Origin of the sequence: Sphingomonas sediminicola, assembly GCF_049991885.1 — a bacterium.
GTDB lineage: Bacteria > Pseudomonadota > Alphaproteobacteria > Sphingomonadales > Sphingomonadaceae > Sphingomicrobium > Sphingomicrobium sediminicola.
In genome coordinates, this window is the sequence record NZ_CP178916.1 from 945511 (window position 1) to 968066 (window position 22556).

General features: G+C 63.0%; 22 protein-coding genes and 1 tRNA gene. 12 read left to right on the forward strand and 11 right to left on the reverse strand.

The window, feature by feature from the left end; all coding sequences use genetic code 11:
• The first annotated feature begins 26 nt into the window (after window positions 1-26).
• Window positions 27-899: an SMP-30/gluconolactonase/LRE family protein gene (locus ACMC5O_RS04970; RefSeq protein ID WP_426693353.1), complete on the forward strand. Its 873-nt coding sequence runs from the start codon at window positions 27-29 to the stop codon at window positions 897-899.
• A 117-nt stretch (window positions 900-1016) separates the two neighbouring features.
• Window positions 1017-2342, forward strand: a complete 1326-nt coding sequence (locus tag ACMC5O_RS04975) for a sugar MFS transporter (protein ID WP_187709666.1) — start codon at window positions 1017-1019, stop codon at window positions 2340-2342.
• Between the two features lie 79 nt (window positions 2343-2421).
• Here the strand turns inward: ACMC5O_RS04975 and ACMC5O_RS04980 are convergent.
• The 6 genes from ACMC5O_RS04980 to ACMC5O_RS05005 form a co-directional block, all read right to left on the reverse strand.
• A tRNA-Pro gene (locus tag ACMC5O_RS04980) sits at window positions 2422-2498 on the reverse strand.
• A gap of 51 nt (window positions 2499-2549) precedes the next feature.
• Window positions 2550-2810, reverse strand: coding sequence for a hypothetical protein (locus tag ACMC5O_RS04985; RefSeq protein WP_187709665.1), 261 nt, complete (start codon window positions 2808-2810; stop codon window positions 2550-2552).
• Window positions 2811-2831: 21 nt separating this feature from the next.
• A complete protein-coding gene (locus ACMC5O_RS04990) occupies window positions 2832-4202 on the reverse strand; it encodes a M28 family peptidase (RefSeq protein ID WP_426693354.1) in 1371 nt (456 codons plus the stop codon).
• A gap of 70 nt (window positions 4203-4272) precedes the next feature.
• A complete protein-coding gene (locus tag ACMC5O_RS04995; RefSeq protein WP_187709664.1) occupies window positions 4273-5343 on the reverse strand; it encodes a PA0069 family radical SAM protein in 1071 nt (356 codons plus the stop codon).
• A gap of 49 nt (window positions 5344-5392) precedes the next feature.
• A complete protein-coding gene (locus tag ACMC5O_RS05000) occupies window positions 5393-7243 on the reverse strand; it encodes a lytic transglycosylase domain-containing protein (protein WP_187709663.1) in 1851 nt (616 codons plus the stop codon).
• Window positions 7240-7956 (reverse strand): uracil-DNA glycosylase, encoded by a 717-nt coding sequence (locus ACMC5O_RS05005; protein WP_426693355.1) that lies wholly within the window; start codon window positions 7954-7956, stop codon window positions 7240-7242. Before ACMC5O_RS05005 ends, ACMC5O_RS05000 begins: the two co-directional genes overlap by 4 nt.
• Window positions 7957-8046: 90 nt before the next feature.
• On the opposite strand from ACMC5O_RS05005, the gene ACMC5O_RS05010 reads away from it, so the two are divergent.
• The 5 genes from ACMC5O_RS05010 to ACMC5O_RS05030 all read left to right on the forward strand — a co-directional run bounded on the left by ACMC5O_RS05010 (window position 8047) and on the right by ACMC5O_RS05030 (window position 14678).
• Entirely contained in the window at window positions 8047-9696 is a 1650-nt protein-coding gene (locus ACMC5O_RS05010) for an electron transfer flavoprotein-ubiquinone oxidoreductase (protein WP_187709661.1), read from the forward strand.
• Between the two features lie 88 nt (window positions 9697-9784).
• A complete protein-coding gene (locus ACMC5O_RS05015) occupies window positions 9785-11341 on the forward strand; it encodes a tetratricopeptide repeat protein (RefSeq protein WP_426693356.1) in 1557 nt (518 codons plus the stop codon).
• Window positions 11338-12144, forward strand: a complete 807-nt coding sequence (locus tag ACMC5O_RS05020; RefSeq protein WP_187709886.1) for a 4-(cytidine 5'-diphospho)-2-C-methyl-D-erythritol kinase — start codon at window positions 11338-11340, stop codon at window positions 12142-12144. The genes ACMC5O_RS05015 and ACMC5O_RS05020 overlap by 4 nt, the downstream gene beginning before the upstream one ends.
• 10 nt (window positions 12145-12154) lie before the next feature.
• Window positions 12155-13513: an NAD(P)H-hydrate dehydratase gene (locus ACMC5O_RS05025; RefSeq protein ID WP_246444520.1), complete on the forward strand. Its 1359-nt coding sequence runs from the start codon at window positions 12155-12157 to the stop codon at window positions 13511-13513.
• On the forward strand, window positions 13506-14678 hold the full coding sequence (locus ACMC5O_RS05030) for a class I SAM-dependent RNA methyltransferase (RefSeq protein WP_426693357.1): 1173 nt from the start codon (window positions 13506-13508) through the stop codon (window positions 14676-14678). Before ACMC5O_RS05025 ends, ACMC5O_RS05030 begins: the two co-directional genes overlap by 8 nt.
• Window positions 14679-14692: 14 nt before the next feature.
• Here ACMC5O_RS05030 and ACMC5O_RS05035 read toward each other — a convergent pair whose 3' ends face one another.
• The 3 genes from ACMC5O_RS05035 to ACMC5O_RS05045 all read right to left on the reverse strand — a co-directional run bounded on the left by ACMC5O_RS05035 (window position 14693) and on the right by ACMC5O_RS05045 (window position 17627).
• Window positions 14693-15139: an MAPEG family protein gene (locus ACMC5O_RS05035; protein WP_426693358.1), complete on the reverse strand. Its 447-nt coding sequence runs from the start codon at window positions 15137-15139 to the stop codon at window positions 14693-14695.
• A gap of 61 nt (window positions 15140-15200) precedes the next feature.
• Window positions 15201-16283, reverse strand: a complete 1083-nt coding sequence (locus tag ACMC5O_RS05040) for a 1,9-bis(guanidino)-5-aza-nonane synthase (RefSeq protein WP_187709658.1) — start codon at window positions 16281-16283, stop codon at window positions 15201-15203.
• Window positions 16284-16403: 120 nt separating this feature from the next.
• A complete protein-coding gene (locus ACMC5O_RS05045; RefSeq protein ID WP_187709657.1) occupies window positions 16404-17627 on the reverse strand; it encodes a type III PLP-dependent enzyme in 1224 nt (407 codons plus the stop codon).
• Window positions 17628-17818: 191 nt separating this feature from the next.
• On the opposite strand from ACMC5O_RS05045, the gene ACMC5O_RS05050 reads away from it, so the two are divergent.
• A complete protein-coding gene (locus tag ACMC5O_RS05050) occupies window positions 17819-18766 on the forward strand; it encodes a threonine ammonia-lyase (protein WP_187709656.1) in 948 nt (315 codons plus the stop codon).
• On the opposite strand, the gene ACMC5O_RS05055 is transcribed toward ACMC5O_RS05050, so the two are convergent.
• Window positions 18763-19014, reverse strand: a complete 252-nt coding sequence (locus ACMC5O_RS05055; protein WP_187709655.1) for a hypothetical protein — start codon at window positions 19012-19014, stop codon at window positions 18763-18765. The two genes, ACMC5O_RS05050 and ACMC5O_RS05055, sit on opposite strands and share 4 nt — an antisense overlap.
• Before the next feature lie 78 nt (window positions 19015-19092).
• Here ACMC5O_RS05055 and ACMC5O_RS05060 point away from each other — a divergent pair, with 78 nt between their 5' ends.
• Window positions 19093-19236: a hypothetical protein gene (locus ACMC5O_RS05060; protein WP_426693359.1), complete on the forward strand. Its 144-nt coding sequence runs from the start codon at window positions 19093-19095 to the stop codon at window positions 19234-19236.
• 3 nt (window positions 19237-19239) lie between these two features.
• Here the strand turns inward: ACMC5O_RS05060 and ACMC5O_RS05065 are convergent, their stop codons facing one another.
• Window positions 19240-19911: an alpha/beta hydrolase gene (locus ACMC5O_RS05065; RefSeq protein WP_187709654.1), complete on the reverse strand. Its 672-nt coding sequence runs from the start codon at window positions 19909-19911 to the stop codon at window positions 19240-19242.
• A gap of 111 nt (window positions 19912-20022) precedes the next feature.
• On the opposite strand from ACMC5O_RS05065, the gene ACMC5O_RS05070 reads away from it, so the two are divergent.
• Genes ACMC5O_RS05070 through ACMC5O_RS05080 form a run of 3 tightly spaced genes read left to right on the forward strand, consistent with a single transcriptional unit; the run spans window position 20023 to window position 22543 of the window.
• Entirely contained in the window at window positions 20023-21099 is a 1077-nt protein-coding gene (locus tag ACMC5O_RS05070) for a cysteine desulfurase family protein (RefSeq protein ID WP_187709653.1), read from the forward strand.
• Window positions 21096-22211, forward strand: a complete 1116-nt coding sequence (locus ACMC5O_RS05075; protein WP_426693360.1) for a cysteine desulfurase family protein — start codon at window positions 21096-21098, stop codon at window positions 22209-22211. The genes ACMC5O_RS05070 and ACMC5O_RS05075 overlap by 4 nt, the downstream gene beginning before the upstream one ends.
• Window positions 22208-22543: a 2Fe-2S iron-sulfur cluster-binding protein gene (locus ACMC5O_RS05080; RefSeq protein WP_187709652.1), complete on the forward strand. Its 336-nt coding sequence runs from the start codon at window positions 22208-22210 to the stop codon at window positions 22541-22543. Before ACMC5O_RS05075 ends, ACMC5O_RS05080 begins: the two co-directional genes overlap by 4 nt.
• Window positions 22544-22556: the final 13 nt, after the last annotated feature.

Below are 22556 nucleotides of genomic sequence, written 5' to 3' on the forward strand. Positions count from 1 at the left end.
CGCGCGAGCTGAGTGACGGAGGGGGAATGACCCGTGAAGCTCATCTGGCCTTGGAAGTTGGCGCCCAGCTGGGCGAGGGGCCTGTCTGGGTAGAGCGCGACCAGGCGCTCTGGTTTACGGACATCAAGCGCAAGAAGATCCACCGCTACGATCCCGAAAGCGGCGACCATCACAGCTGGGATACGCCAGAGCAGGCCGGCTTCATCTTCCCCGCAAAGAGCGGCGGTTACATCGTCGGACTTCAGAGTGGCCTTCATCGGTTCGATTCGAAGAAGGGAAAGTTCAAGCTCCTGGTTGCCGTGGAACCCGGTAGCCCGGACAATCGGTTGAACGATGGCGTAGTCGATCCGAAAGGTCGCCTGTGGTTCGGCACGATGGACGACAGCGAAAAGTCCAAGACGGGCGCCTATTACTGCTTCCATCGCGGCAAGCTCACGCGAACCAATGTCACGAGCATCGCGATCACGAATGGCCCGGCGGTCTCCCCCGACGGGGCCATCCTTTATTGGGTCGATACGCTGAGGGGCACGATCTCCGCGTGCGAGATTTGGGGTGATGGACAGCTGGGGCCCTCCCAACTGGTGGTAAGAATCGACCCGCGGGAAGGTCATCCGGACGGTCCGACCGTAGATCGCGAGGGCGCGATCTGGATCAGCCTCTATTCCGGATCGGAAGCGCGTCGATATTCGCCCGCAGGCGAGCTGCTGGAGCGGGTTCGTTTTCCCGTCTCGAACATCACGAAGATTGCGTTCGGAGGGCGAGACCTGAACACGGCCTTCGCGACCACAGCCCAACATTTGCTGTCACCCGAAAAGCTGCTGAGGGAGCCGCTTGCTGGGTCGTTGTTCGCCTTTCAGGCGGGTGTGTCGGGAATCCCCACGCCGCCGATCGCAGACTGACGATCAATGTCATGCCACGGAGCGCGAATGCGTTGACAACGCCATGCGTTCCTATGCACCCATGGTCTTCAAGGTCGCGCCATTCGGCGGTGCCGGCAGAGAGGGAGCATCCGCAGAATGGTTATCGCAACTGGGATCGGCGAAGGCGAGGCCAATGCAACTCCGCTGGAGTTGCCGGACGGCGGAGTGGACGCTCCGAGCCTGCGTTATTTCGTGTTCGCGCTGTTCTTCATCTTCGGCGGCATCACCAGCCTCAACGATGTGATCATCCCGAAGCTGAAGGAGCTGTTCACGCTCAATTACACGCAAGCGATGCTTGTCCAGTTTTGCTTCTTCACGGCCTATCTCGTGATCGGAATTCCCGGAGCTCAGCTCGTCAAGAAGATCGGCTACATGCGTGGAGCAGCGGCGGGCCTGCTGATCATGATGGTGGGATGCCTGCTGTTCATTCCGGCATCGCGGACCGCGACTTACGGCCTGTTCCTGCTTGCTCTGTTCGTCCTCGCCAGCGGCGTGGTCGTCGTGCAGGTGGTGTCCAACCCGCTCATCAGTCTGCTTGGCCCCGCAAAGACGGTGCACAGCCGGCTGACCTTTGCCCAGGCGTTCAACAGCCTCGGCACCACCATTTTCCCGCGTGTCGGCTCGGCGCTCATTCTCGGTGGTCTCGCCGGCGTGTCGGCTTCGCAGCTCTCGGGCGCGGCGCTCGACCAGTATCGGATGGAAGAGACCCAGGCGATCGTCTCGACCTACATCGGCCTCGCCGTCGCTCTCGCGGTGATCGCTGCGGTGGTCTGGATGTTCCGCGACAAGCTTCCCGGTGAAAAGCACGATCACAGCTCGCCGCTCGCGGGCTTTTCCCTGCTGAAGCGCCCTCGCTTCGGCTTCGGGGCGTTGTGTATCTTCCTGTATGTTGGCGCGGAAGTGTCGATCGGGTCGCTGATCGTCAATTACCTGATGCAGAAGCACGTGCTCGGAATCTCCGATGCGGCCGCGGGCAAGCTGATCATGTATTATTGGGGCGGCGCGATGGTCGGCCGCTTTATCGGATCCTACTTCCTGCGGGTCATGAGCCCGGGCAAGATCCTGGCCTCGGTTTCGACGGGCGCGATCCTGCTGATCGCGATTTCGGCCAACACGACCGGCACGCTGTCTGCTTACAGCCTGCTCGCGATCGGGCTCATGAACTCGATCATGTTTCCGACGATCTTCAGCCTGGCGTGCGAAAAGCTCGGTCCGCGTGCTGCGGACGGCTCCGGTATCATCAATATCGCGATTTTCGGCGGGGCCGTAGTGCCGCTGGCGACCGGCTTCCTGGCCGACCAGTCGGGTAGCCTGCAGTTCGCGCTGCTACTCCCCGCGCTCTGCTACGCGATCATCGCAGGGTTCGGCATCTTCGCCCGGCGTCCGGCGGAAGGTCCGGTGATGGCGCCGCTCACCGCCTGAGGCGCGCTCGCCACTGCAGCTAGCCGGAACTCGTACGCCGCGAGAATTGGACGCTCGTGGCCGCACGAAATGGTGAGGATGGTCGGGGAGACAGGATTCGAACCTGCGACCCTCTGCTCCCAAAGCAGATGCGCTACCAGGCTGCGCTACTCCCCGACGGCGGCCTGCTACACGGCAGCGCCGCCAGGAACAACCGCCTGAATCCGCCTATTGTTGGTTGGTGTGCTCGTCGTCCTTATGCGTAACATTCACGTCGACATCGACGTCACCAACCTTGTTCTCGACCTTTGCGGCGGTCTGATCGGCTTCCTTGGCGATTGCGCCACCCAGGTTCTCGGCGGCGTTTCCGATGTCTTCGGCGGCATTCGCGGCAACGTCTTCATTGAACGACAAGGTCGTCGAATTGTCGTCCTTCGTGACTTGGCAGGCACCGAGCAGAAGAAGCGGAACGGCAAAAAGAACTCGCATAGTTTCCTCCCTTTTGGGGGCTCAACGCCGCTTGGCCCGTTTCGGCTCCGGCTCGATTCCGCCCGACAGCACGCCAAGCATGGCGGTCCATGCCGCGACATTCTGGCGAAGCGCCTCCGGATCGATCTTGTCGAGTGTGTCGTCGGGCGTGTGGTGGATGTCGAAATAGTGAGTGCCGTCCTGACTCAGGCCGACACCTGGCAGGCCAGCGTTCAGCAGGGGCTCGATGTCGGATCCGTCCGCTTTCTCAAGCGAGCCCGGCACGATTCCTAGCGGTGCGAGCGCGATTTGAAGCGCCTTGGCCTCCGCTTCGCGGTCCTTGCCGAGCTTGCTGTCGACCTTCCAGATGCGGTCAGCGCCGAAGTCGCTCTCTGCGATCGCATAATGCAGCTCGGTGCCATGCTTCTTCTGGTAGTCGATGCCGCCAAAGAGGCCGACTTCCTCGGCACCGAACCAGACGATGCGAATGGTGCGGAGCGGCCGCCCCGCGTCCATGATGCGTTTTGCGGCGGCGGTCGTGATGGCGACGCCTGACCCATCATCTATAGCGCCGGTGCCCTGGTCCCAGCTGTCGAGGTGGCCGCCGACGAGGATGAAGGGTGCCTTGGGATCTCGCCCCGGGACCTCGGCGATCACGTTGCCCGACTTCCCCTGGGTTACCTGCGAAACGAGCGTCAGATGCATCGTCACCGGTTGGCCACGCTTCAGGATGCGCTGAAGCTGCTCCGCGTCAGGAATGCTGAGTGCTCCAGCGGGAATCGGCTTCACACCATCCGCGAAGGTCTGGACACCCGCGTGCGGGTTCCGGTGATAGTCGGTGCCGATCGAGCGCACGACGATTGCGATGGCACCTTTCTTGCTCGCGACGGTCGGGCCCTGCCGGCGAGGCCCTCCGAAGAAGCCGTAGCCCGAACCGTCCTGCGTTCGCGGCATCGCGTGGGAGACGAAGACGATCCTTCCGCGCACTTCGTCAGCCGGCGCGGCTTCGAATTCGGCCATCGAGTTGAACCCGACGATTTCCCCGGTGATCCCTTCAGGAGGCGTCGATGCGCTGTTGCCGAGCGCCGTGATCACCATCCGCTGCGGGAACGGTGTGAGAACCTCCGCGCCTTCCGCGCCCCGTGTCCAGACAGGCATATCGAACGGCTCGATCCGGACATTGGCAAAGCCCATCGCCTTGAGCTTCTTCACCGCCCATTCGCGAGCGCGCGCCTCGGCCTCGGTTCCGGCCATCCGGGGGCCGACCTCTGTCGTAAGGCCTTCGACGATGTCCCAAGCATAATTGTCCTTCAGCGCGTCATCGCGAAGCTGGGCAACCTGCGTAGGCGCAGGCTGAGCGAGGGAAGGGGCGGCGGATGCGAGCAGGAACGCGGCGAACAGATGCTTGGTCATGGGCGATTGCCTAGGGCAGGGACGCACGCCAAGTCACCATGCGCTTCGATAAAAAGCATGCGGCACTCCATCAAAGAAGGCGAAGCTGGTTGCCTTGAGGCGGTTGGAACAGGTCGCGGCGAAGGCCGAACTTCGATCGCTGCAGGCCATAGCGAGCGGCCGCCTTCTCAAAGCGAGTCCGGATGAGGTCCGCCCACGGCCCCTGACCCTGCATGCGGCTGAAGAAGTTGGGATCGTTCTCGCGGCCGCCGCGCAGCGACTGGATGGTTGACATCACCTTGCTGGCCCGATCGGGAAAATGCTCGTCCAGCCATGCCCGGAACAGTGGCGCCACCTCATGCGGAAGCCGCACCGGCAAATAGAAACCTCCGCATGCGCCGGCTCCAGCTCCCGCTTCGACGATCGCCTCGAGCTCGTGGTCGGTGATCTGCGGGACGACCGGGGCAATGGCGATGTGGCATCGGACGCCCGCCTCATTGAGCGCCTTGATCGCCGCGATCCGCCGATGTGGGGTTGGAGCGCGAGGCTCGAGCGTCCGGGCGATCTTCGGGTCAAGTGACGTCACCGACAGCGCGACCGATACGATCCCGAGCTCGGCCGCGGGCTTCAGCAGGTCGAGATCGCGCAGAACGCGATCCGACTTGGTGGTGATCGTGAATGGGTGCTTGGTTTCCACCAGTAGTTCTATGATCGAGCGCGTGATCCGCCATCTTTCCTCGATCGGCTGGTAGGGATCCGTGTTTGTCCCCATTGCGATCGGCGCGCATTCGTAGCCCGGCCGCGACAGCGTTGCGTGGAGAAGCTGGGCGGCTTTGGGCTTCACGAACAGCCGGGATTCGAAATCCACGCCCGGCGACAGGTCATGATAGGCGTGCGTCGGCCTGGCGAAGCAGTAGATGCAGCCATGCTCACAGCCGCGATACGCATTCACCGATCGGTCGAAACCAATGTCCGGCGAGCGATTGCGGGTGAGGATCGACTTCGGATGCTCGATCGTGACCGTCGTTCGGCGCTTCGGAACTCCATCGAGCGCCTCTACGCTGTCGAGCCATTCACCTTCGACCAGCCGCTCCTGAAGATTGAAGCGCTTCGGCGTTGAATTGCGCGTCGCTCCGCGCCCTTTGATCGACTCGACCGGCATGCCGGCAAACTACGCCGACAGTAAGAACAGAACAAGAACAAATGGGCGATCAGGGCTCGCCGGTGGGTGCCATCTGAGTTGCTGCGGCAAGGTTGGTCTGCGCCGTTGGGAAGGCAGGCCAGCGATGTTGCGAAAGAGCGCTCAGCGTCGGCGTGTCGGCTTTCGCGAGACCCTGATAGACCCACAGGTTCCGGAACACCGCCGGGACGTAGTAGCGCGTCTCCCAATAGGGGATGGACTCGATCCAGAGCAGGGGATCGCCCTGACCGCCCAAGGACGTCGACCAACGAGCGACGGGCAGTGGACCCGCATTGTAAGCCGCGATGATCTTTGGAAGCTGACCTTGCGTGGACGTCGAAACGCGCATCGTCTCAATGAAGCTCTGGCCGTACTCGATGTTGGCTGTGGGGTCGAACAGGCTTCCGGCGTCATAGCCATTCCGCCGGGCCATCGCGTTCGCGGTGGTCGGCAGTACCTGCATCAGTCCGACCGCTCCAGCCGGGCTGACCGCATCGACACGGAAGTTCGATTCCTGCCGCATATGCGCAAGCGCAAGCGCCGGATCGATCCGCCAGCCGCTGCGCGGCATCCAGCGCGGGATGGGGTAGCGGTCGACCGCATCGACGACGGCGCCGTACTGGCCGTTATGGGCGAGCCAATATTGCGCCGACGGCAGATCGAGCTTTTTCGAGAGCTCGATCAGCGAGTGATGGTCCTGGACGCGCCCGATCTGCGCCTGGTGCTTGATCAGCGCTTCCGCGAGCCAGGGCTGGCCGATCTGAACCAATTCTTCGGCGCGGCGGACGTTGGGAAGGTTTTCGATGCGCCCAATGCCGTTGTGGATATCCGGCGGAAGCCTCTTGTCGATGCCGAGGGTCTCGCGCGCCAGAAGGCCGTAGAAGCTCTCGGGCGAGTTGGCGGCAACCTTTAGCAAAGGCGCTACCGAGTTTGGTCTGCGGCATGCCTGTTCGGCGCGGGCCGCCCAGTAGTAGCCGGCCGCAGCCAGCTCCCGCTGCTGTGCCCGGGATCCGACCTCGCGAAAGGCAATGGACGCGGAATTGCAGTCGTTGAGCCGCCAGGAGGCAAGGCCCGAAACCCATGCCGACTGGCTCGCCCAATCGCCGCTGGCGCCAACCCGATATGTATCGGCGACCCGGCGGGCATCGGCATCGCGGCCAACGGCGAAATAGGACCAGGCGACCCGCTGACCCGCTTCCGCACGCGCTTCGTAGGAGAGGAGCGGCGTTGCCTGCATCAGCAGGAGCTCCGCGTTGACGGCGTCGTCCACCTTGATGAGCGGATCGAGCTGCGCCCGGAGCGCATCTGCTGCTGGCTCGCCGGTGACGGCCTTAGCCTTGTACCGGCTGGGAGAGTTGCCTAGCCAGGTCGTCGGGCGGCGCGTGACATATTGCGGAAGCGTCGTTGCGCCACGCGTAAGCGCCATTCGCGCAAGCTGCTCCGCCTCCGGGAGCTCCGGCGCCTCAGCAAGAAGGGCCTGGATCTGTCCAAGCGACACGACCGGTGATCCCTTGGCGGTATAAAGCTCGGCCTTGGCCACGGGGGTAAGGATGCTCTGCGGAAGCGTCGCGATTCCGATCTGCGCTTCGGCCCAGCGGCCGCCGCGAATTGCGGAGAAGACCTCTCCGTAGTTGCGGGGAACCCGGACCGCGACGACCGGTGCCGTCGGCGGAGGAGCAATTACGGGCGGGACGACGGTCACCGGACCCTGAGCGACGGGATCGGAAGTTACGTTCGATTGGGCCTGCTCCGTTCCCGCCACAGGAACGAGGACTGGAAGCGGGCTAACTGACGGTTGTGACGGAAGCGGTGCGAGCGGGTCCGAGGCCTGGCCCTGCACCGCCGCGGCTGCAGCTGCTGCAAGAAACAGATGAATGCTCAAACCTCTTCCTCCATCAGAAGTAGAAGGTCACGCCACGCCAGCGCCTTGTTCGACGGTCGATCGAGCAGGAACCGCGGATGGAAGGTTGCTACCGCACGCACCCCTTCAACTTTGTGAACATGACCGCGGGCGACTGTGAGCGGCTTTCCGAGCAGTGCCCGGCATGGTGCATCCCCCAGAAGCAGCAGTCGCTTCGGCTTGGCGAGGGCGACGTGCCTTCGCGCAAGTGTCGCGCAGGCTTCAAGATCGTTGCCGGAAAGGCGGGTGCCCGGGCTATGGAAGCAGGTCAGGCCCGAGACATAGGCCTGGTTGCTATCGAAGCCGATCGCTGCAAGCATGCGCTGGGTGAGTTCCCAAGCCGGCCCCGCGATGGGTTGTCCTTCGGCAACATCCTCGGGCGTAGGCATATCGGCAAGAAGCATCACCTCGGCCGCTTCAATTCCTATCGGAAGAGCACGACGAGCATTGGCCTTTGCCAACGGAAGAGAAGGCGTCTCACCGAGCCAGTGTCGAAATGCCTCGAGACTTGCAGGAAGTTCCGGGGTTGGCTCGGGAGCGCCGAGCGTGTGGGTCTCGACAGAAGTCACGGCCGCGGTCGCGCCGAGCCAGGCGCGCGGTTGCTCCTGTATCGCAACATCGACTCCCGCCTCGATCCACCAGCCAATGACGCTGGCAGCCTCGGCCGCAGTCAAGCGGTCGTGCTCCCCACCCATGATTTGATTAGGCCTCAGCATTGACGCCGAGGTCAAGGAAAAGCAGGGCTAGCGCGGGCAAGGCGCCCTGCCTGCACGACGAGGGGAACGATGAGCGAACGCGAGTCCATGGCTTATGACGTGGTAATCGTCGGTGCGGGACCCGCCGGCCTGTCCGCGGCGATCCGGCTGAAGCAGCTTGCAGCGGCCGCGGGACGCGAGATTTCGGTTTGCATCCTTGAGAAGGGTAGCGAGGTCGGCGCGCATATCCTGTCAGGTGCAGTTGTCGACCCGAAGGCGCTCAACGAGCTGGTCCCGGACTGGAAGGAACGGGGAGCGCCGCTCACAGTGCCGGTGACGGAAAACCATCATTGGGTGCTCACGAAGACCGGCAAGTGGGGCATGCCGCACTTCGCCTTGCCGCCGTTCATGCGCAACAAGGGCACCTACACGCTGAGCCTAGGCAATTTTTGCCGCTGGCTTGCCACGCAGGCCGAAGAGCTAGGCGTCGAAATCTTCCCAGGATTCCCTGCCGCCGAGGTGTTGTTCAACGAGGACGGCTCGGTGAAAGGGGTGGCAACCGGCGACATGGGCATCGCCCGCGACGGCTCTCACCGTGCCGATTACCAGCCGGGCATGGAACTCCATGCGAAATACACCTTCTTCGCGGAAGGTGCGCGGGGCAGCCTGACCAAGGAGCTGAGCCGACTTTTCGGTCTTCGTGACAAGTCGGGACCGCAGGTTTATGGCCTTGGCGTCAAGGAGTTGTGGGACGTTCCTGCCGACAAGCATAAGCCCGGCCGAGTTATCCACTCGCAGGGCTGGCCGCTCGAGGACGCCTGGGGTGGTGGCTTTCTCTACCATCAGGAAAACAACCAGGTCGCGCTCGGCTTCGTCGTCGCGCTCGACTATGCGAACCCGTACATTTCGCCGTTCGAGGAATTCCAGCGGTGGAAGACCCATCCGGCTATTCGCGCCGAGATCGAGGGCGGCCGCCGCGTCTCCTATGGCGCTCGCGCCATCAACGAGGGCGGCTGGCAGGCCATTCCGCAACTGGCTTTCCCGGGCGGAGCGCTGATCGGTTGCTCTGCCGGCTTCGTGAATGTTCCACGCATCAAGGGCACGCACACGGCGATGAAATCGGCGATGCTGGCCGCCGAGGCCGCGTTCGATGCTCTCTGCAAGGATCGGTCTGCCGATGTCCTCGAGGCCTACGAACCGGCTGTCCGTTCGAGCTGGATCGACAAGGAATTGCGTCTCGTTCGCAATGCCCAACCGGCAGTGGCGCATTTCGGCGGTTTTCTCGGAACGCTCTATGCGGGGTTCGACATGTGGCTTGGCCAATTCGGACTCCGACTGCCGTGGACGCTCAAGCACAAGGCCGACAACACGACCCTCAAGCGGAAGGGCGAGGTCCGGAAGATCGATTATCCCAAGCCCGATGGCGTGCTGACCTTCGATCGCCTTACGTCAGTGTTCCTGTCGAACACCAACCATGAAGAAGACCAGCCCGTTCACCTGACGCTAAAGGATCCAGCCATACCTGTTGAGGTGAACCTCGAACTCTATGACGGGCCGGAGCAGCGTTATTGCCCGGCAGGCGTTTACGAGTTCGTCGAGGAGGCGGATGGGAGGCCGCGGCTGCAGATCAATGCCCAGAACTGCGTCCATTGCAAAACTTGCGACATCAAGGACCCAACCCAGAACATCAACTGGGTTACTCCGGAGGGCGGTGGAGGACCCAATTATCCGAACATGTAAGTCACTTCCCGCTGCTGCCGTCATTCTAGCCGCACTCTGGCCGTCACCAGCGCTAGCAGTCCGAACGTCGAATGCAGCCTGGACGTACATGGAAGCCCGTGCAGCGGCGATCGAGGGAAATCACCTGCGCTCGGCGGAGCTGCTTGCGCAACTGGTCGACGCCAGTTCGGCCAATGCGGACATCACGCGCGAAGCGGTTTCGCAGGCTATCAGCGCCGGCGACATGAAACTGGCGCTTCGCCTGGTCCGAGGACTTCCCGCCACCAGCACGCCGATCGAAGCGCAAATGCTTCAGGCAGCGGACGCTCTGCGCTCCGATGATCCGGCTCGGGCGATCTCCCTTCTTCAGAGCGGATCGGCGGCGGGAGATCTCGCTTTCGTGGCGCCATTCCTACGGGCTTGGGCAGCTGCGGACGCGAAAGATCAGGCTCGCGCGCTCACGGCTCTCGACGCCGTTTCGTCGCGAAACCTTCTGAGTGCCCTGGTGCCCGAGCATCGGGCGTTGATTCTGCTGAAGTTCGGCCGGACCGCAGAGGCGCAGCCGTTCGTCGACCAGGCGATCAAGGTGAGCGGCGGCCGTGAGGCGCGCCTTCGCCTGGCCCTTTCGGACGCCTACCTGCGGGCCGGAGACAAAGCGCGTGCGTCCGCGATCGTTCAGGGCATGAGCACGGAATTGGGCAAGGCCGGCGACAAGGTGTTGCAGGGCAGGCCCGGCGGAATCCGCATCGACAATGGCCGGCGGGCTTTCTCCGAGCTGCTCGTGGTGCTCGCTGCAGAGCTGAACCGCCTTCGCAATGAGAAGATGCCGGTCGCGCTGGCTCAGGTCGCGCGCTACGCGGCCCCCGACAATAGCGCGGCTTCGGTGATGCTCGGCTTGATGCTCGGCAGCCGCGACAGGGTCGATGAGGCCGTAATCGCGCTGCGAACCGTGCCCGATTCAGATCCCTTGTCGCCTCAGGCAAGGGATGCCGAAGTAAGGACCTTGCTTGGCGCAAAGCGTCAAGGGGAAGCGCTTCAGGCTGCGCAGCGAGCCATCTCCGGAGGGAATGCCGGGGTTGCCGACTACGCTCGCCTTGGCGACGTCCTCGCGAACATGAAGCGCAATGACGAAGCCGCCGCAGCCTACGGACAAGCGCTTCAGCTGGTGGGGCAAGGCCGACCGGAAGATCGGTGGCCGCTCCTCATCCTCCAGGCTAGCGCGCTTGAAGAAGGCAATCGCTGGCCGGAGGCCCGCGGGCTCCTGACACAGGCGCTCGCGCTCGCGCCGAACGAAGCCGTCATCCTCAACTTCCTCGGCTACGCGAAGCTCGAGCGCGGCGAGGACATGGATTCAGCTGAAGCGATGATCCGCAAGGCCAGCGCGCTCGCTCCGGACGACTCCTCGATCACGGATTCGCTTGGCTGGGCGGTCTACAAGCGCGGGCGGATCAAGGAAGCGATCGAGATCCTCTCCAGGGCAGCAAAAGGGGATCCGGCCCAGGCCGAGATCCACGAGCACCTCGGTGACGCGCTCTACCGGGCCGGAAACCGCTTCGAGGCGCGATATGCGTGGTCGGCCGCTTTGCAGACCGCCGAGGATGAAGTCGCCACGCGGCTGAAAACGAAGATCGAAACCGGCCTGACGCCTGCGACCGCTGCACCCTGATGCAGCTGGAAGAGCTAGCACCAGCCAAGATCAACCTGGCCCTCCATGTCCGCGGGAAGCTGCCGGATGGCCGCCATCGGCTGGAGACCGTCTTTGCCTTCTGCACGGACGGTGATCGGGTCGCGGCGGGTCCAGCCGAAGAAGTGTCGTTGCAGGTGAAAGGCCCGTTTTCCGGCGAATTGGGCGATCCTGACGATAATTTGGCGCTGAGAGCCGCCCGTGCGCTCCGGGAGGATGCAGGCGTCAGCGGAGGCGCGTCTCTCGTGCTGACCAAAAACCTGCCGGTTGCGTCGGGTATCGGCGGCGGGTCGGCGGACGCTGCAGCCGTCCTTCGTCTGCTCACGCGCATGTGGAGCATCGACCCGTCACACGCGTCCGCCGTTGCTCCAGCGCTGGGTGCCGACGTCCCGGCGTGCCTGCTGAGCATGAGCGTCCGGGGCGACGGCGCCGGTGACGAGCTCAAGTCGGTCGATGCCGGAGTGAGCGGCACGCCAATCTTGCTCGTAAATCCGCGCGTTGCGGTCTCGACCGCAGAGGTGTTCACAGCCTGGAGCGGTGAGGACAAGGGCCCGCTCGACGATTGGCGGGCGGGACGGAACGACCTGCAGGAAGCAGCCGTGAAGCAGTTTCCTCTGATCGGCACCGTCCTCGCGTGGCTTTCGGTTCAGCCGGGGGCTCATTTCGTCCGCATGTCGGGCAGCGGCGCGACCTGCTTCGCCTTGTTCGATACGGAAATTGCGAGGGACCAGGTCGAAATCGCTGTGCCTCGCGAATGGTGGCGGCTCTCGACCTATCTGCGCTAAGGCGCGCCGCGTGAGACCAATTCTGACCGCCGAGGCCATGAGGGCCGCCGAGCAACGCGCAATCGCTGCGGGGACCAGCGTGGAAGCGCTGATGGAGCGAGCGGGGGCTGCGCTGGCGGAGGCGGCCTACTGCCACGCTGGAAAAATGCCCGCGCTGATCCTGTGCGGCCCCGGCAACAATGGCGGTGATGGCTACGTGGCCGCGCGACACCTGGCCGACAGGGGCGTCGAGGTTCGCATCGCAGCGATCTCCGAACCGAAAAGCGAAGCCGCCAAATGGGCGCGGGGACAGTGGCGTGGCGAGGTCGAGGCGCTGAACTCTTCGACCGGTCCATCGCTGCTCCTGATTGACGCTTTGTTCGGGACAGGTCTCAGAGAAGGGCTGGAAGATGCTCTACAGAAACAGTTTTATCGCCTGGCTGCAGACTCACAGATGCGGATTGCCTGCGACGTTCCGAGCGGCGTCGACAGCGATTCCGGAGTTGAACTGAGCTCAGTCCCAGGCTTCGAAATGACGGTGACATTCGGGGCGCTGAAACCTGCGCACCGCCTCATGCCTTCGATGGGCAAATGCGGTAGGGTCGTGCTGGCCGACATTGGGATCGAGGCGAGCCCAGAATGGCATGAGCTTGGGCAGCCCGTTCTTCCGGCGCTCGACCCTGGTGGTCACAAATACTCACGCGGACTTGTTCATGCCCTCGCAGGCAAGATGCCGGGCGCGATCGCGCTCTCCGCGAAAGCGGCCGCCTATTCGGGCGCAGGTTACGTCCGCGTCAGCACATCGCGGAGCATCGACGGCCTGCCTTCCGCTATCGTCCAGACCGACACAGCTGAGATCAACGATGGGAGGATCGGGTGCTTGATCGTCGGTCCGGGCATGGGGGACATCCCGCGGGTTCTAACCCTCGCTCTGACGTCACACGCGCCCAAGGTCATCGATGCCGACGCGATCACTCATCTGGGCGAACCAGAACGGCTTCGTGGGCAGGACGCGATTATCACCCCGCACCAAGGCGAGTTCGAGCGTCTGTTTGGCAAACTCGAGGGTTCGAAGGCAGATCGCGCGCTCGAAGCTGCGAAGCGTTCCGGGGCGGTTATTGTCTATAAGGGACCAGACACCCTTGTTGCCTCCCCTGACGGGCGCCTCGGTTTCGCTCCGCCGGCCCCGGCCTGGCTCGCCTCCGCCGGAACTGGTGACGTCCTTGCCGGAATGATTGCTGCCATGCGTGGCCGCGGCCTGGAGGCATTCGAAGCCGCGAGCGCCGCCGTCTGGCTCCACGGGCGTGCTGCCGAGATCGCGGGTGCGCAGATGATCGCCGACGACCTCGCCGCGGCCATTCCACAAGCGCTCGCACTACTGAATGACTGAGCAGATCGTTCGCATTGCCGCACGGGGCGATGGCGTCAGCTCGACCGGCAGGCATGTGCCTTTCGGCGTTCCGGGTGACATGCTGTTGGGCGACGGGACCATCGCCCCCGGTCCTCATCACCAGCAACCGCCATGCCGTCATTTTCCCGAGTGCGGGGGATGCCAACTCCAGCATGTCGATGACGATGCCTACCGCAATTACCTTGTCTCGCGGGTGGTGACGGCGCTTGCGCAGCACGGCCTGACGACCGATATCCGCGACCCGCACCTGTCGCCGCCGCGGACACGCCGTCGAGCGAGTCTTCGCGCGCTGAAAGTCGGGCAGGGAGCCGTGATCGGCTTCAACGCGGCTAAATCAAACCGCGTCGTCGACATGCGCGAGTGCCATATCCTTCGGCCCGAACTGTTCGACTTGATCGCCCCTTTGAGATCGCTGCTTGGAGGCCTGTTGCTTCAGCGCCGGACGGCCGAGGTCCAACTCACGCTCGTCGAGCAGGGCGCGGACGTTCTGCTCAAGGGCGTCGAGCCTGAAGGCTATGAGGCGATGGAGGGCCTTACCAGCTTTTGCGAGAGCAATCGGCTGGCGCGGCTGTCGGTCGACCAGGGATTGGGGCCGGAGACGCTGTACGAGCCCTTCCCGGCGACGATATCTCTCTCTGGCGTGCCCGTCGGATTCCCGGTCGGTGGCTTCCTCCAGGCGACCGAGGACGGCGAAGAGACGCTCGGCTCATGCGTTCGCGAAGCGGTTCAAGGGGGCGAGCGTATTGCCGACCTGTTCGCTGGGCTCGGTACCTTCGCTCTTGCCCTGCCCGGAAAGGTCTATGCTGCCGAGGCGTCTCGCGACGCGGTTCAGGCGCTGAAACGTGCCGCGCCCAATATCGCGGTCGAGCATCGGGACCTTTACCGCCGTCCGCTCGACAAGGACGATCTGAAGAGCTTCGACGCAGTTGTTCTCGATCCGCCGAGAGCAGGGGCCGAGGAACAGGTGAAAGAGCTCGCATCCTCGGGCGTCGCGAGGATCGCTTATGTCAGCTGCAATCCTGCGACCTTCGCCCGAGACGCGATGATCTTGGCCGATGGTGGTTACCGGATCGATTGGATACGCCCGGTCGGCCAGTTTCGCTGGTCGACCCACGTCGAGCTGGGAGCCGCCTTCAGCCGTTAGTGGACGAACAGGCCTCAGCCCAGGCAATCGTGAAGTATGCGAGCGCCTGCGTGCACCGTCAGGCCGAGCAGGCACAATGAGGCCAAGGCGAATATCGTGAACCGGTAGAGGACGATGTTCACAGTCGACTGAATGAGGCTGTGGAGGATGCGCAGGCCGACATAACCCCAGGCGAGCCAGTAGTTGATGCCGTGGCCCATGCCCATCAGTGCGAGGGTCAGCGCGATCGCATAGAAGATCGTCGGCTGTTCCATCAGGTGCATGTAATTGTGGGATTTCCACTGGACTTCGTCAGGTAGAACTCCGTCGAGGTTCGCGCCGCGCCCACCCCGGCGAGCTGTGCCCAACGTTATCCCCGCCTTTCTCATTGCCGGGATGCGGGTCACGACCATCCAGACCATCACCACGAGGGTCCACGCGACCAGCGCCACCACCGGTACGAGAATCGGGCTGTATTCCATGAAAAAGCCTCCCCCTGCTTCCAGAGGGAGGCTGCTTCAGTTCGTTACGGTTGGCAATCGATTAGTCGAAGAGCTTGGCGAAGCGGCGCTTCTCGCGATTACGCCATGCTCCGCGGTGCCAGGCGTCGGACGCCAGCAGCGGAAGGACACTAGTCGCTTCGGCGAATACCATCTGCTCCATGGCGGTCGAGACCTTGCCCCAGCTCGCCGCTTCCTGAAGCGTCGAGGAGGAGCAGGCACCGTCGCGGACGTCTGCGACGGTGATCTGCACTGCGTACTTGTGCACCTCGACATCGTCGTGACCGAGGATTTCGGCGCAGACGACAGTGTCCTGGGTGAAGTTCTTGGGAACGCCGCCGCCGATCATCAGCAGGCCGGTCGTGCCCGCCTTGATCTTGATATCGGTGAGCTCGCGGAAGTCCGCGATCGCGTCGAGCACCATATAGTGGCCGCCGCGTTTCATCGCGTCGACCTGGTGCTTCACAAGGCCGAAGCCGGCCGAGCTGTCGACGAACGCCGGGCAAAAGATCGGCACGTCATGCTCGTAGGCTAGCTGGACGAGGCTGCCCTGCTTCTTGGCATTGCCCTCGCTCAGCCACTTGCCCATCTCGCGGATGAAGGCGCGGCTGGAGTACGCGCGCGGCTCCAGGCTGTCGGCGATCTTGCCGATGGTGAAGTCGCAATCCTGTAGCTGCTGCTCGTCGATGTAGGTGTCGTAGATGCGGTCGATGTAGAGCGAGCGCAGCGTATCATCGTCAGGAATTTCATTGGCTTGGTAGTGCTTGTGGCCAAGTGCTTCGAAGAAATCCATGTCGACGATCGAGGCGCCGGTGGCGACGATCGCGTCGACCATATTGGACTTCACGAGCTCAGCATAGAGATCCATGCAGCCGCCGGCCGAGGTCGATCCGGCGATCACCAGGATGATCGAGCAGTCCTTGTCCTCCAGCATCGTGTTGTAGATGCCGGTGGCGCGGGACAGGTCGCGGCTGGTGAAGCTCATCTTGCCCATTGAATCGATGATCGGGCGGGCATCGAACTTGGTGATGTCGATATGCTCGATCGGCGTCGAAAGAAGCTCGGACTTGCGCGTGTCGTTGATGCGCTCGGCGTCCTGAACCTTGTTCAGCGTATCGGTCGTCATTTCATGCTCCAATGGTTGCCGCGCCTATAGGCTCGACATCGGAAAAGGGCATGTCGTTTTGTTAGCGGGGGACAGCCTCACCCCATTCCCCTCCTACGCGAAGCAGGAGGGGAGGGTTCCTTACAGCGTCACGACGTTGGAGCGCTTGGTCTCGCCCGCATAGAGCGTCGCCATCGGCTCATCGTCGACGATTTCGGTGCGCTCGGCGCCGAAACCGTTGAACGCGGTGCGCATGGCGCAACCGTATGCGCCCAGCATTCCGATCTCGATGTAATCGCCGTTGGCGACATCGCCCGGAAGCTGGAACGGTCCCGTCATGTGATCGAGGTCGTCGCAGGTCGGCCCGTAGAAGCTAAAATCCATCGGGCGTGTGTTGGACCCGCCGTCCCGGATCAACCGTACGGGATAACGCCAGCCGATGTGCGCTGCATCGAAGAGGGCGCCATAAGCACCGTCGTTGATGTACAGTTCGCTGCCGCGGCGCTTTTCGACACGCACGAGCAGGCTCGCATATTCGGCGCAAAGCGCACGGCCCGGCTCGCACCACAACTCGGCCGAGTAGCTGATCGGAAGTGCTTCGAACGCCGAGTGGATGACCTCGAAATAAGCCTCCAGGGGCGGAGGCTCCATGCCGGGGTAGGTCGACGGAAAACCGCCGCCAACATCGACGATGTCGACGGTAACCGCTGCTTCGACGATCGCGTCGCGAACTCGGGACATCGCCTGGGCGTACGCCGAGGGAGTCATTGCCTGGCTTCCGACGTGGAAGCAGATTCCCAAGGCATCGGCAGCCTGGCGAACTGCGAACAGAAGCGCCTTTACCTCATCGGCCGCAGCGCCGAACTTGGCTCCCAAACTGAGCTTGGCGTGTTCGTTGCTCACTTGAAGTCTAACGAGCAGGTTGAGATCGGTCGGCGCAACGCCATCCCTCGAGGTCGCGCGAACGATCTTTTCCAGCTCTTCGAGCGTATCGAGGCTGAAGGTCTTCACGCCATGCCCGAAATAGGCCTCTGCAATGGCTTCCTCGGCCTTCACCGGGTGCATGAAGCAGAGCACTGCCTCGGGCAGCGTCTCGTGAACCAGTCGCACCTCGCCGATCGACGCGACGTCATAGTGAGTCACGCCCTCGTCCCAGAGGATCTTGAGCAGTTCCGGCGACGGATTCGCCTTCACAGCGTACAGCGACCGTCCCGGGAACTTGTCCACGAAGAAGCGAGCCGCGCGGCGCGCAGCATGCGGTCGGAGAAGCGTCACCGGCTGAGCGGGTCGGCTATTTGCGATATCGGCAACTGGATTGCCGAGAGGGGTGGCAGCTAGCCCCAGCGCGCTATGGTGCTTGTGCAACTCAAGGGACCTCCAACTGGTAGTTCGACAGAGAGAGCTGCCTTGCGGTTGGAAGTCCCATGGGGCAGCGGACGCGCGATATATGTATGGGGTATCCTCAAGTAAAGAATTTTCCGAACAATTAAGGCTCGAAGGAGAACTTTTGTCCCCTTCGTGCAACGGTTGGTCGAAACGGTAGGAAAATCAAAGTCTTGAACGACACTCAGACGGTGACGCGAACCGACGTTGTCGAGGCTGGAAGACGCATTGCAGCCTCGATCGAGCACACTCCACTGATTGGATCCGACCTGGATGGCCGGACGATCTGGCTCAAATGCGAGTGTTTACAGACGGGCGGCGCCTTCAAGCTGCGCGGAGCGAGCAATCGGCTGCTCCAGCTATCGGAAGAAGAGCGGAAGAGCGGGGTGGTGGCATTTTCTTCGGGAAATCATGCCCGAGGGGTCGCAATCGCGGCCAGACGCCTCGGGATTCGGGCAATAATTGTCATGCCGAAGGATGCGCCGGCAGTGAAAGTCGACGGCACCCGGGCTGAGGGCGCCGAAATCATCTTCTTCGACCGCTATCGCGAAAGCCGCGAGGCGATCGCTGAGCGAATCTCCAAGGAAACCGGTGCAACTGTCGTTCCCAGCTTCGACGATGCACACATCGTGGCCGGACAAGGCACGGTCGGCCTCGAAATACTGGAGCAGATGCCGGAAGCACCCACGCGCATTGTGGTGCCCTGCGGCGGCGGCGGGTTGGCATCCGGCATAGTGCTGGCATGTCCGGACACGGAGATCGTCATCGTCGAGCCGGAAGGCTGGGACGATATGAAACGCTCGCTGGAGGTCGGAGAGATCGTCCCCGTCAGCTCCGATGCGTCGCCCACGCTGTGTGACGCGCTCCAGACGCCGCGAGTTTCGCCGATTACGTTCGAAATTCTGCGCAATGGGGATGCGAAAGCGCTGTCAGCCAGCGAGGAGGCGGTCCGCAAGGCGATCCGCTGGGCCTGGGAGAGGCATCAATTGGTCGTCGAGCCGGGAGGTGCAGTCGCGCTTGCTGTATTGTTGTCGGGCCAGGTCGAACCTGCCGATGGAACTGTTGTTGTGCTGTCCGGCGGAAATATCGATCCGGCGCTGCATGCCGAGATCGTCGCTTAGGCTGCAGCCGTCTTGTATTCGCCGGGCTCGACGTGGACCGGGCTGCTGCGCTCCACGGCGCGGGTGAGCTCTTCGAGTTCGGCAGCGAGGATCTGCAATTCGGCGGCCAGGGCTTTCGGGTCGGTCTTCGCGACGCTTTCCGAGGCTTCGAGCAACGTCTCCAGCATCATTGCGATGCAGGGGAGGATCGTTTCCTCGATTCGGTCGAACGCCTCTTCCAGGCGTGCCTGCTGCTCTTCGATCGGCATGACGCCTGCCTTAAGGCAGCAGCAGTTAAGTCTTGGTGAAACGGGAGCGGAATTTTGGGGGGCTTAGGTTCGACTTTGATGGCGATCGTGATGATCGCCGCCTTCCTGCTGGTCATCGGCGGGGTCCGGATGCTCAGGCGCAAGGAAGACCGCGGCCGCGGACTCCTGATGCTGGGAGCCGCGGCCGTCTTGGTGGCGAACGTCCTGATCTGGACGGTTTGAGCTTTAGCGCTTGGTGATCGCCGGAGCCGGTTTGTCGGTTGCCAGCCGCATGTCGAGATAATCGTCGACGCTCTTCATCAGCAGATCGAGTTCGTTCGCGAAAAAGTGGTTCGCGCCCGGGATCGTGTCGTGATGAATGGTGATGTGCCGCTGGGTGCGGAGCTTGTCGACGAGCTTCTGGACAGCGCTTGGCGTCACGACTTCGTCCGCCTCGCCCTGGATGATGATGCCTGAAGAGGGACATGGCGCTAGGAAGCTGAAGTCGTACATGTTCGCCGGCGGAGCGATCGAGATGAAACCGCGGATTTCCGGACGGCGCATGAGAAGCTGCATGCCGATCCAGGCACCGAAGCTGACGCCGGCAACCCAGGTCGTCTCGGCCTCCGGGTGAATCTGCTGCACCCAGTCGAGGGCCGAAGCTGCATCGCTGAGCTCTCCGATGCCGTTGTCGAACGTGCCCTGGCTCTTGCCAACGCCGCGGAAATTGAACCGCAGGGTCGCAAAGCCGCGCTTCACGAAGGTTTGATAGAGCAGCTGGACGATCTTGTTGTTCATCGTGCCGCCGGCCTGCGGATGTGAGTGCAGGACCATGGCGACCGGCGCGCGCGGGCGCGTGCCGGGATGGAAACGACCTTCGAGGCGGCCCTCGGGGCCAGGGAAAATGACTTCGGGCATGGAATTCCGTGAGTTCGCGTATAGCTTTGGCCGCAACTGCGGGTGCACCGCGGCGGTGGCTCCTATATAGGTGCGGCCGTTCAACTGGCAATCGGCAGGAATCCGAGCGTTTTGACCGTCAACGACCGCCTCTATCTCGACCATGCAGCGACTACTCCCGTTCTTCCGGAGGCGAGAGCAGCCATCGCCAATGCACTCGACTCATGGGCGAATCCGAATTCGCCTTATGCCGAGGGACGCGCTGCCCGCGGGCTGCTCGAGCAGTCGCGCGGCACAATCGCCGAGGTTCTCGACTGGCGCCATGACGTCATCTTCACATCAGGTGCGAGTGAGGCCGTGGAGATCGCGGGCAGCCGCGCGCGAATTCCAGGGCGGGTCTACGGGGCGACGGAACATGCAATCGTCCCGCATGCCATGGGTGAGGCATCAAAGGTCATACCGGTTGGTTCGGACGGTCTAGTCGACGAGAATGCTCTCGACGCGATCATTGCCGATGGGCCGGCCCTCGTCGCGATTCAGCACGTGAACAACGAAACGGGGGTCGTCCAGCCGCTGGAGCGATTGGCGCCGCGTATTCGTGAGGCGGGATCGTTGCTTCTGGCCGACTGCGCTCAGTCAGCGAGCAAATTGCCGCTTCCCGATGCCGACTTCATCGCGGCCTGTGCTCACAAGCTTGGCGGACCACCTGGCGTCGGTGTGTTGCTGGTCAGGGATCTCGCAACTCTTGAGCCGGTCGGCGGGCAGGAGAAGGGCTATAGGCGCGGTACCCAGGATGTTCCGAGCGCAGCTGGTTTCGCTGCGGCACTTGCAGCGAAGCCCTATGACATGGACCGCCTGACCGCGTTGCGCACTCGCCTCGAGGACGCAATCGTATCGGCAGGTGGTACTGTCATTGCCGGCGACAGTCCGCGCAATCCGACGATCGGAGCCTATGCGATGCCGGGCGTCGCCAGTTCGAGCCAGCTGGTCCAGTTCGACCTAGCCGGAATAGCAGTGTCTGCGGGTAGCGCCTGCTCATCGGGGAGCATGAAGCCGAGCCGGGTTCTCGAGGCAATGGGTCTGCCAGCGGAAGTCGGCAGCTGCTTCATCCGCATCAGCTTCGGTCCGCAGACGAATGAAGCGGATATCGATCGCTTCCTTGGTGAATGGCGGCGGATATACGAGCGAGCCGCGTCCAGGGCGGCATGATCTACCTCGATTATCAGGCCACCACTCCGGTCGCTCCGGAAGTCGCGGACGCGATGCGGCCCTGGATCGAGGAGAAGTTCGCCAATCCTCACTCGCCCTCGCGCTGGGGCCGTGAGGCCGCTGCGGCCATCGAAATGGCCCGTAAGGAGGTTTCAGAGGCGATCGGGCTCACTGGCGGACGCCTGGCGTTTACCGGGAGCGCGACAGAGGCTCTCAACTGGGCCCTCAAGGGCACGCTGGAAAAGACGAAGGGCCGCAATCGAATCGTTACGGTCGCCACCGAGCATGCCGCGGTCCTCGATACGTGCGAGTGGCTCAAGGGGAGGGGCTTTGACCTTACGCGCCTTCCCGTCGGGGCCGACGGCCTGCTCAATCTCGAAAATGTGAAGGCCGAGTTGGATGACCGCGTTGCGATTGTCGCAGTCATGCTCGTCAACAATGAGATCGGTGTGATCCAGCCGATCGCCGAAATTGCGGAGCTCGCGCATGAGGTTGGAGCGCTGATGCTTTGCGACGCGGTTCAGGGGCTTGGGCGTGTCGAAATACCGGAGGGACCCGATCTCGCCGCCGTATCTGCCCATAAGATTCACGGGCCGAAGGGCATCGGAGCGCTTTGGATGCGGGACGGCGTTGAGCCGGCGCCGTTGATCCATGGAGGCGGGCAGGAGATGGGGTTGCGTTCAGGAACCTTGTCTCCAGCACTGTGCGTCGGATTCGGAGTTGCGGCGAAGCTGGCCACGGAGCGCCGCCAATCCGATCACGAGCATGTCGAAGAGCTTTGGATCGCAGCCGGTTCTTCACTGATGACCGATTGGATCATCAACGGCAGCATGACCCAGCGCTACCATGGGAACCTCAATATATGCTGGCCCGGCGTCGACGCGGCTCGGATCATCGCCGAGCTTCGGGATGTTGCTTTTTCTCTCGGTTCAGCCTGCGCAAGCGGATCTGGCCGCCCGAGCCACGTGTTGCGCGCCATCGGTCTCAGTGATCGCGATGCCCGCTCATCCATCCGGCTCGGGTTCGGAAGGTACACCAGCAAGGAAGAGGTCCTCGACGCCGTGAACCGCATTGACGCGGCTGCCCGCACCCAACGAGGCCTGGCCGCGTGATCAAGGTGCGTTTCCACAAGCCGGACGGCACCCTCGACAAGGAAGTCGAGGCCAAGTCCGGTCAGCGGCTGCTCGATGTCGCCTGGGCCGCGGGCCAGCCCATTGAGGGTGCCTGTGAGGGCGTCATGGCCTGCTCGACCTGCCACGTAATCGTCGACAAGGTGGATTTCGAGAAATTGCCGCATGCAAGCGACGAGGAAGAGGACTTACTGGATCTCGCCGCCCACGCGACCAGAACGTCTCGGCTCGCCTGCCAGATCATCCTTACCGAGGACATGGAGACTTTGGGCGTCCGCATTCCAGCGGGTTCCAAGAATTGGCTGTACGGCTGAAGAAGGCGGATTA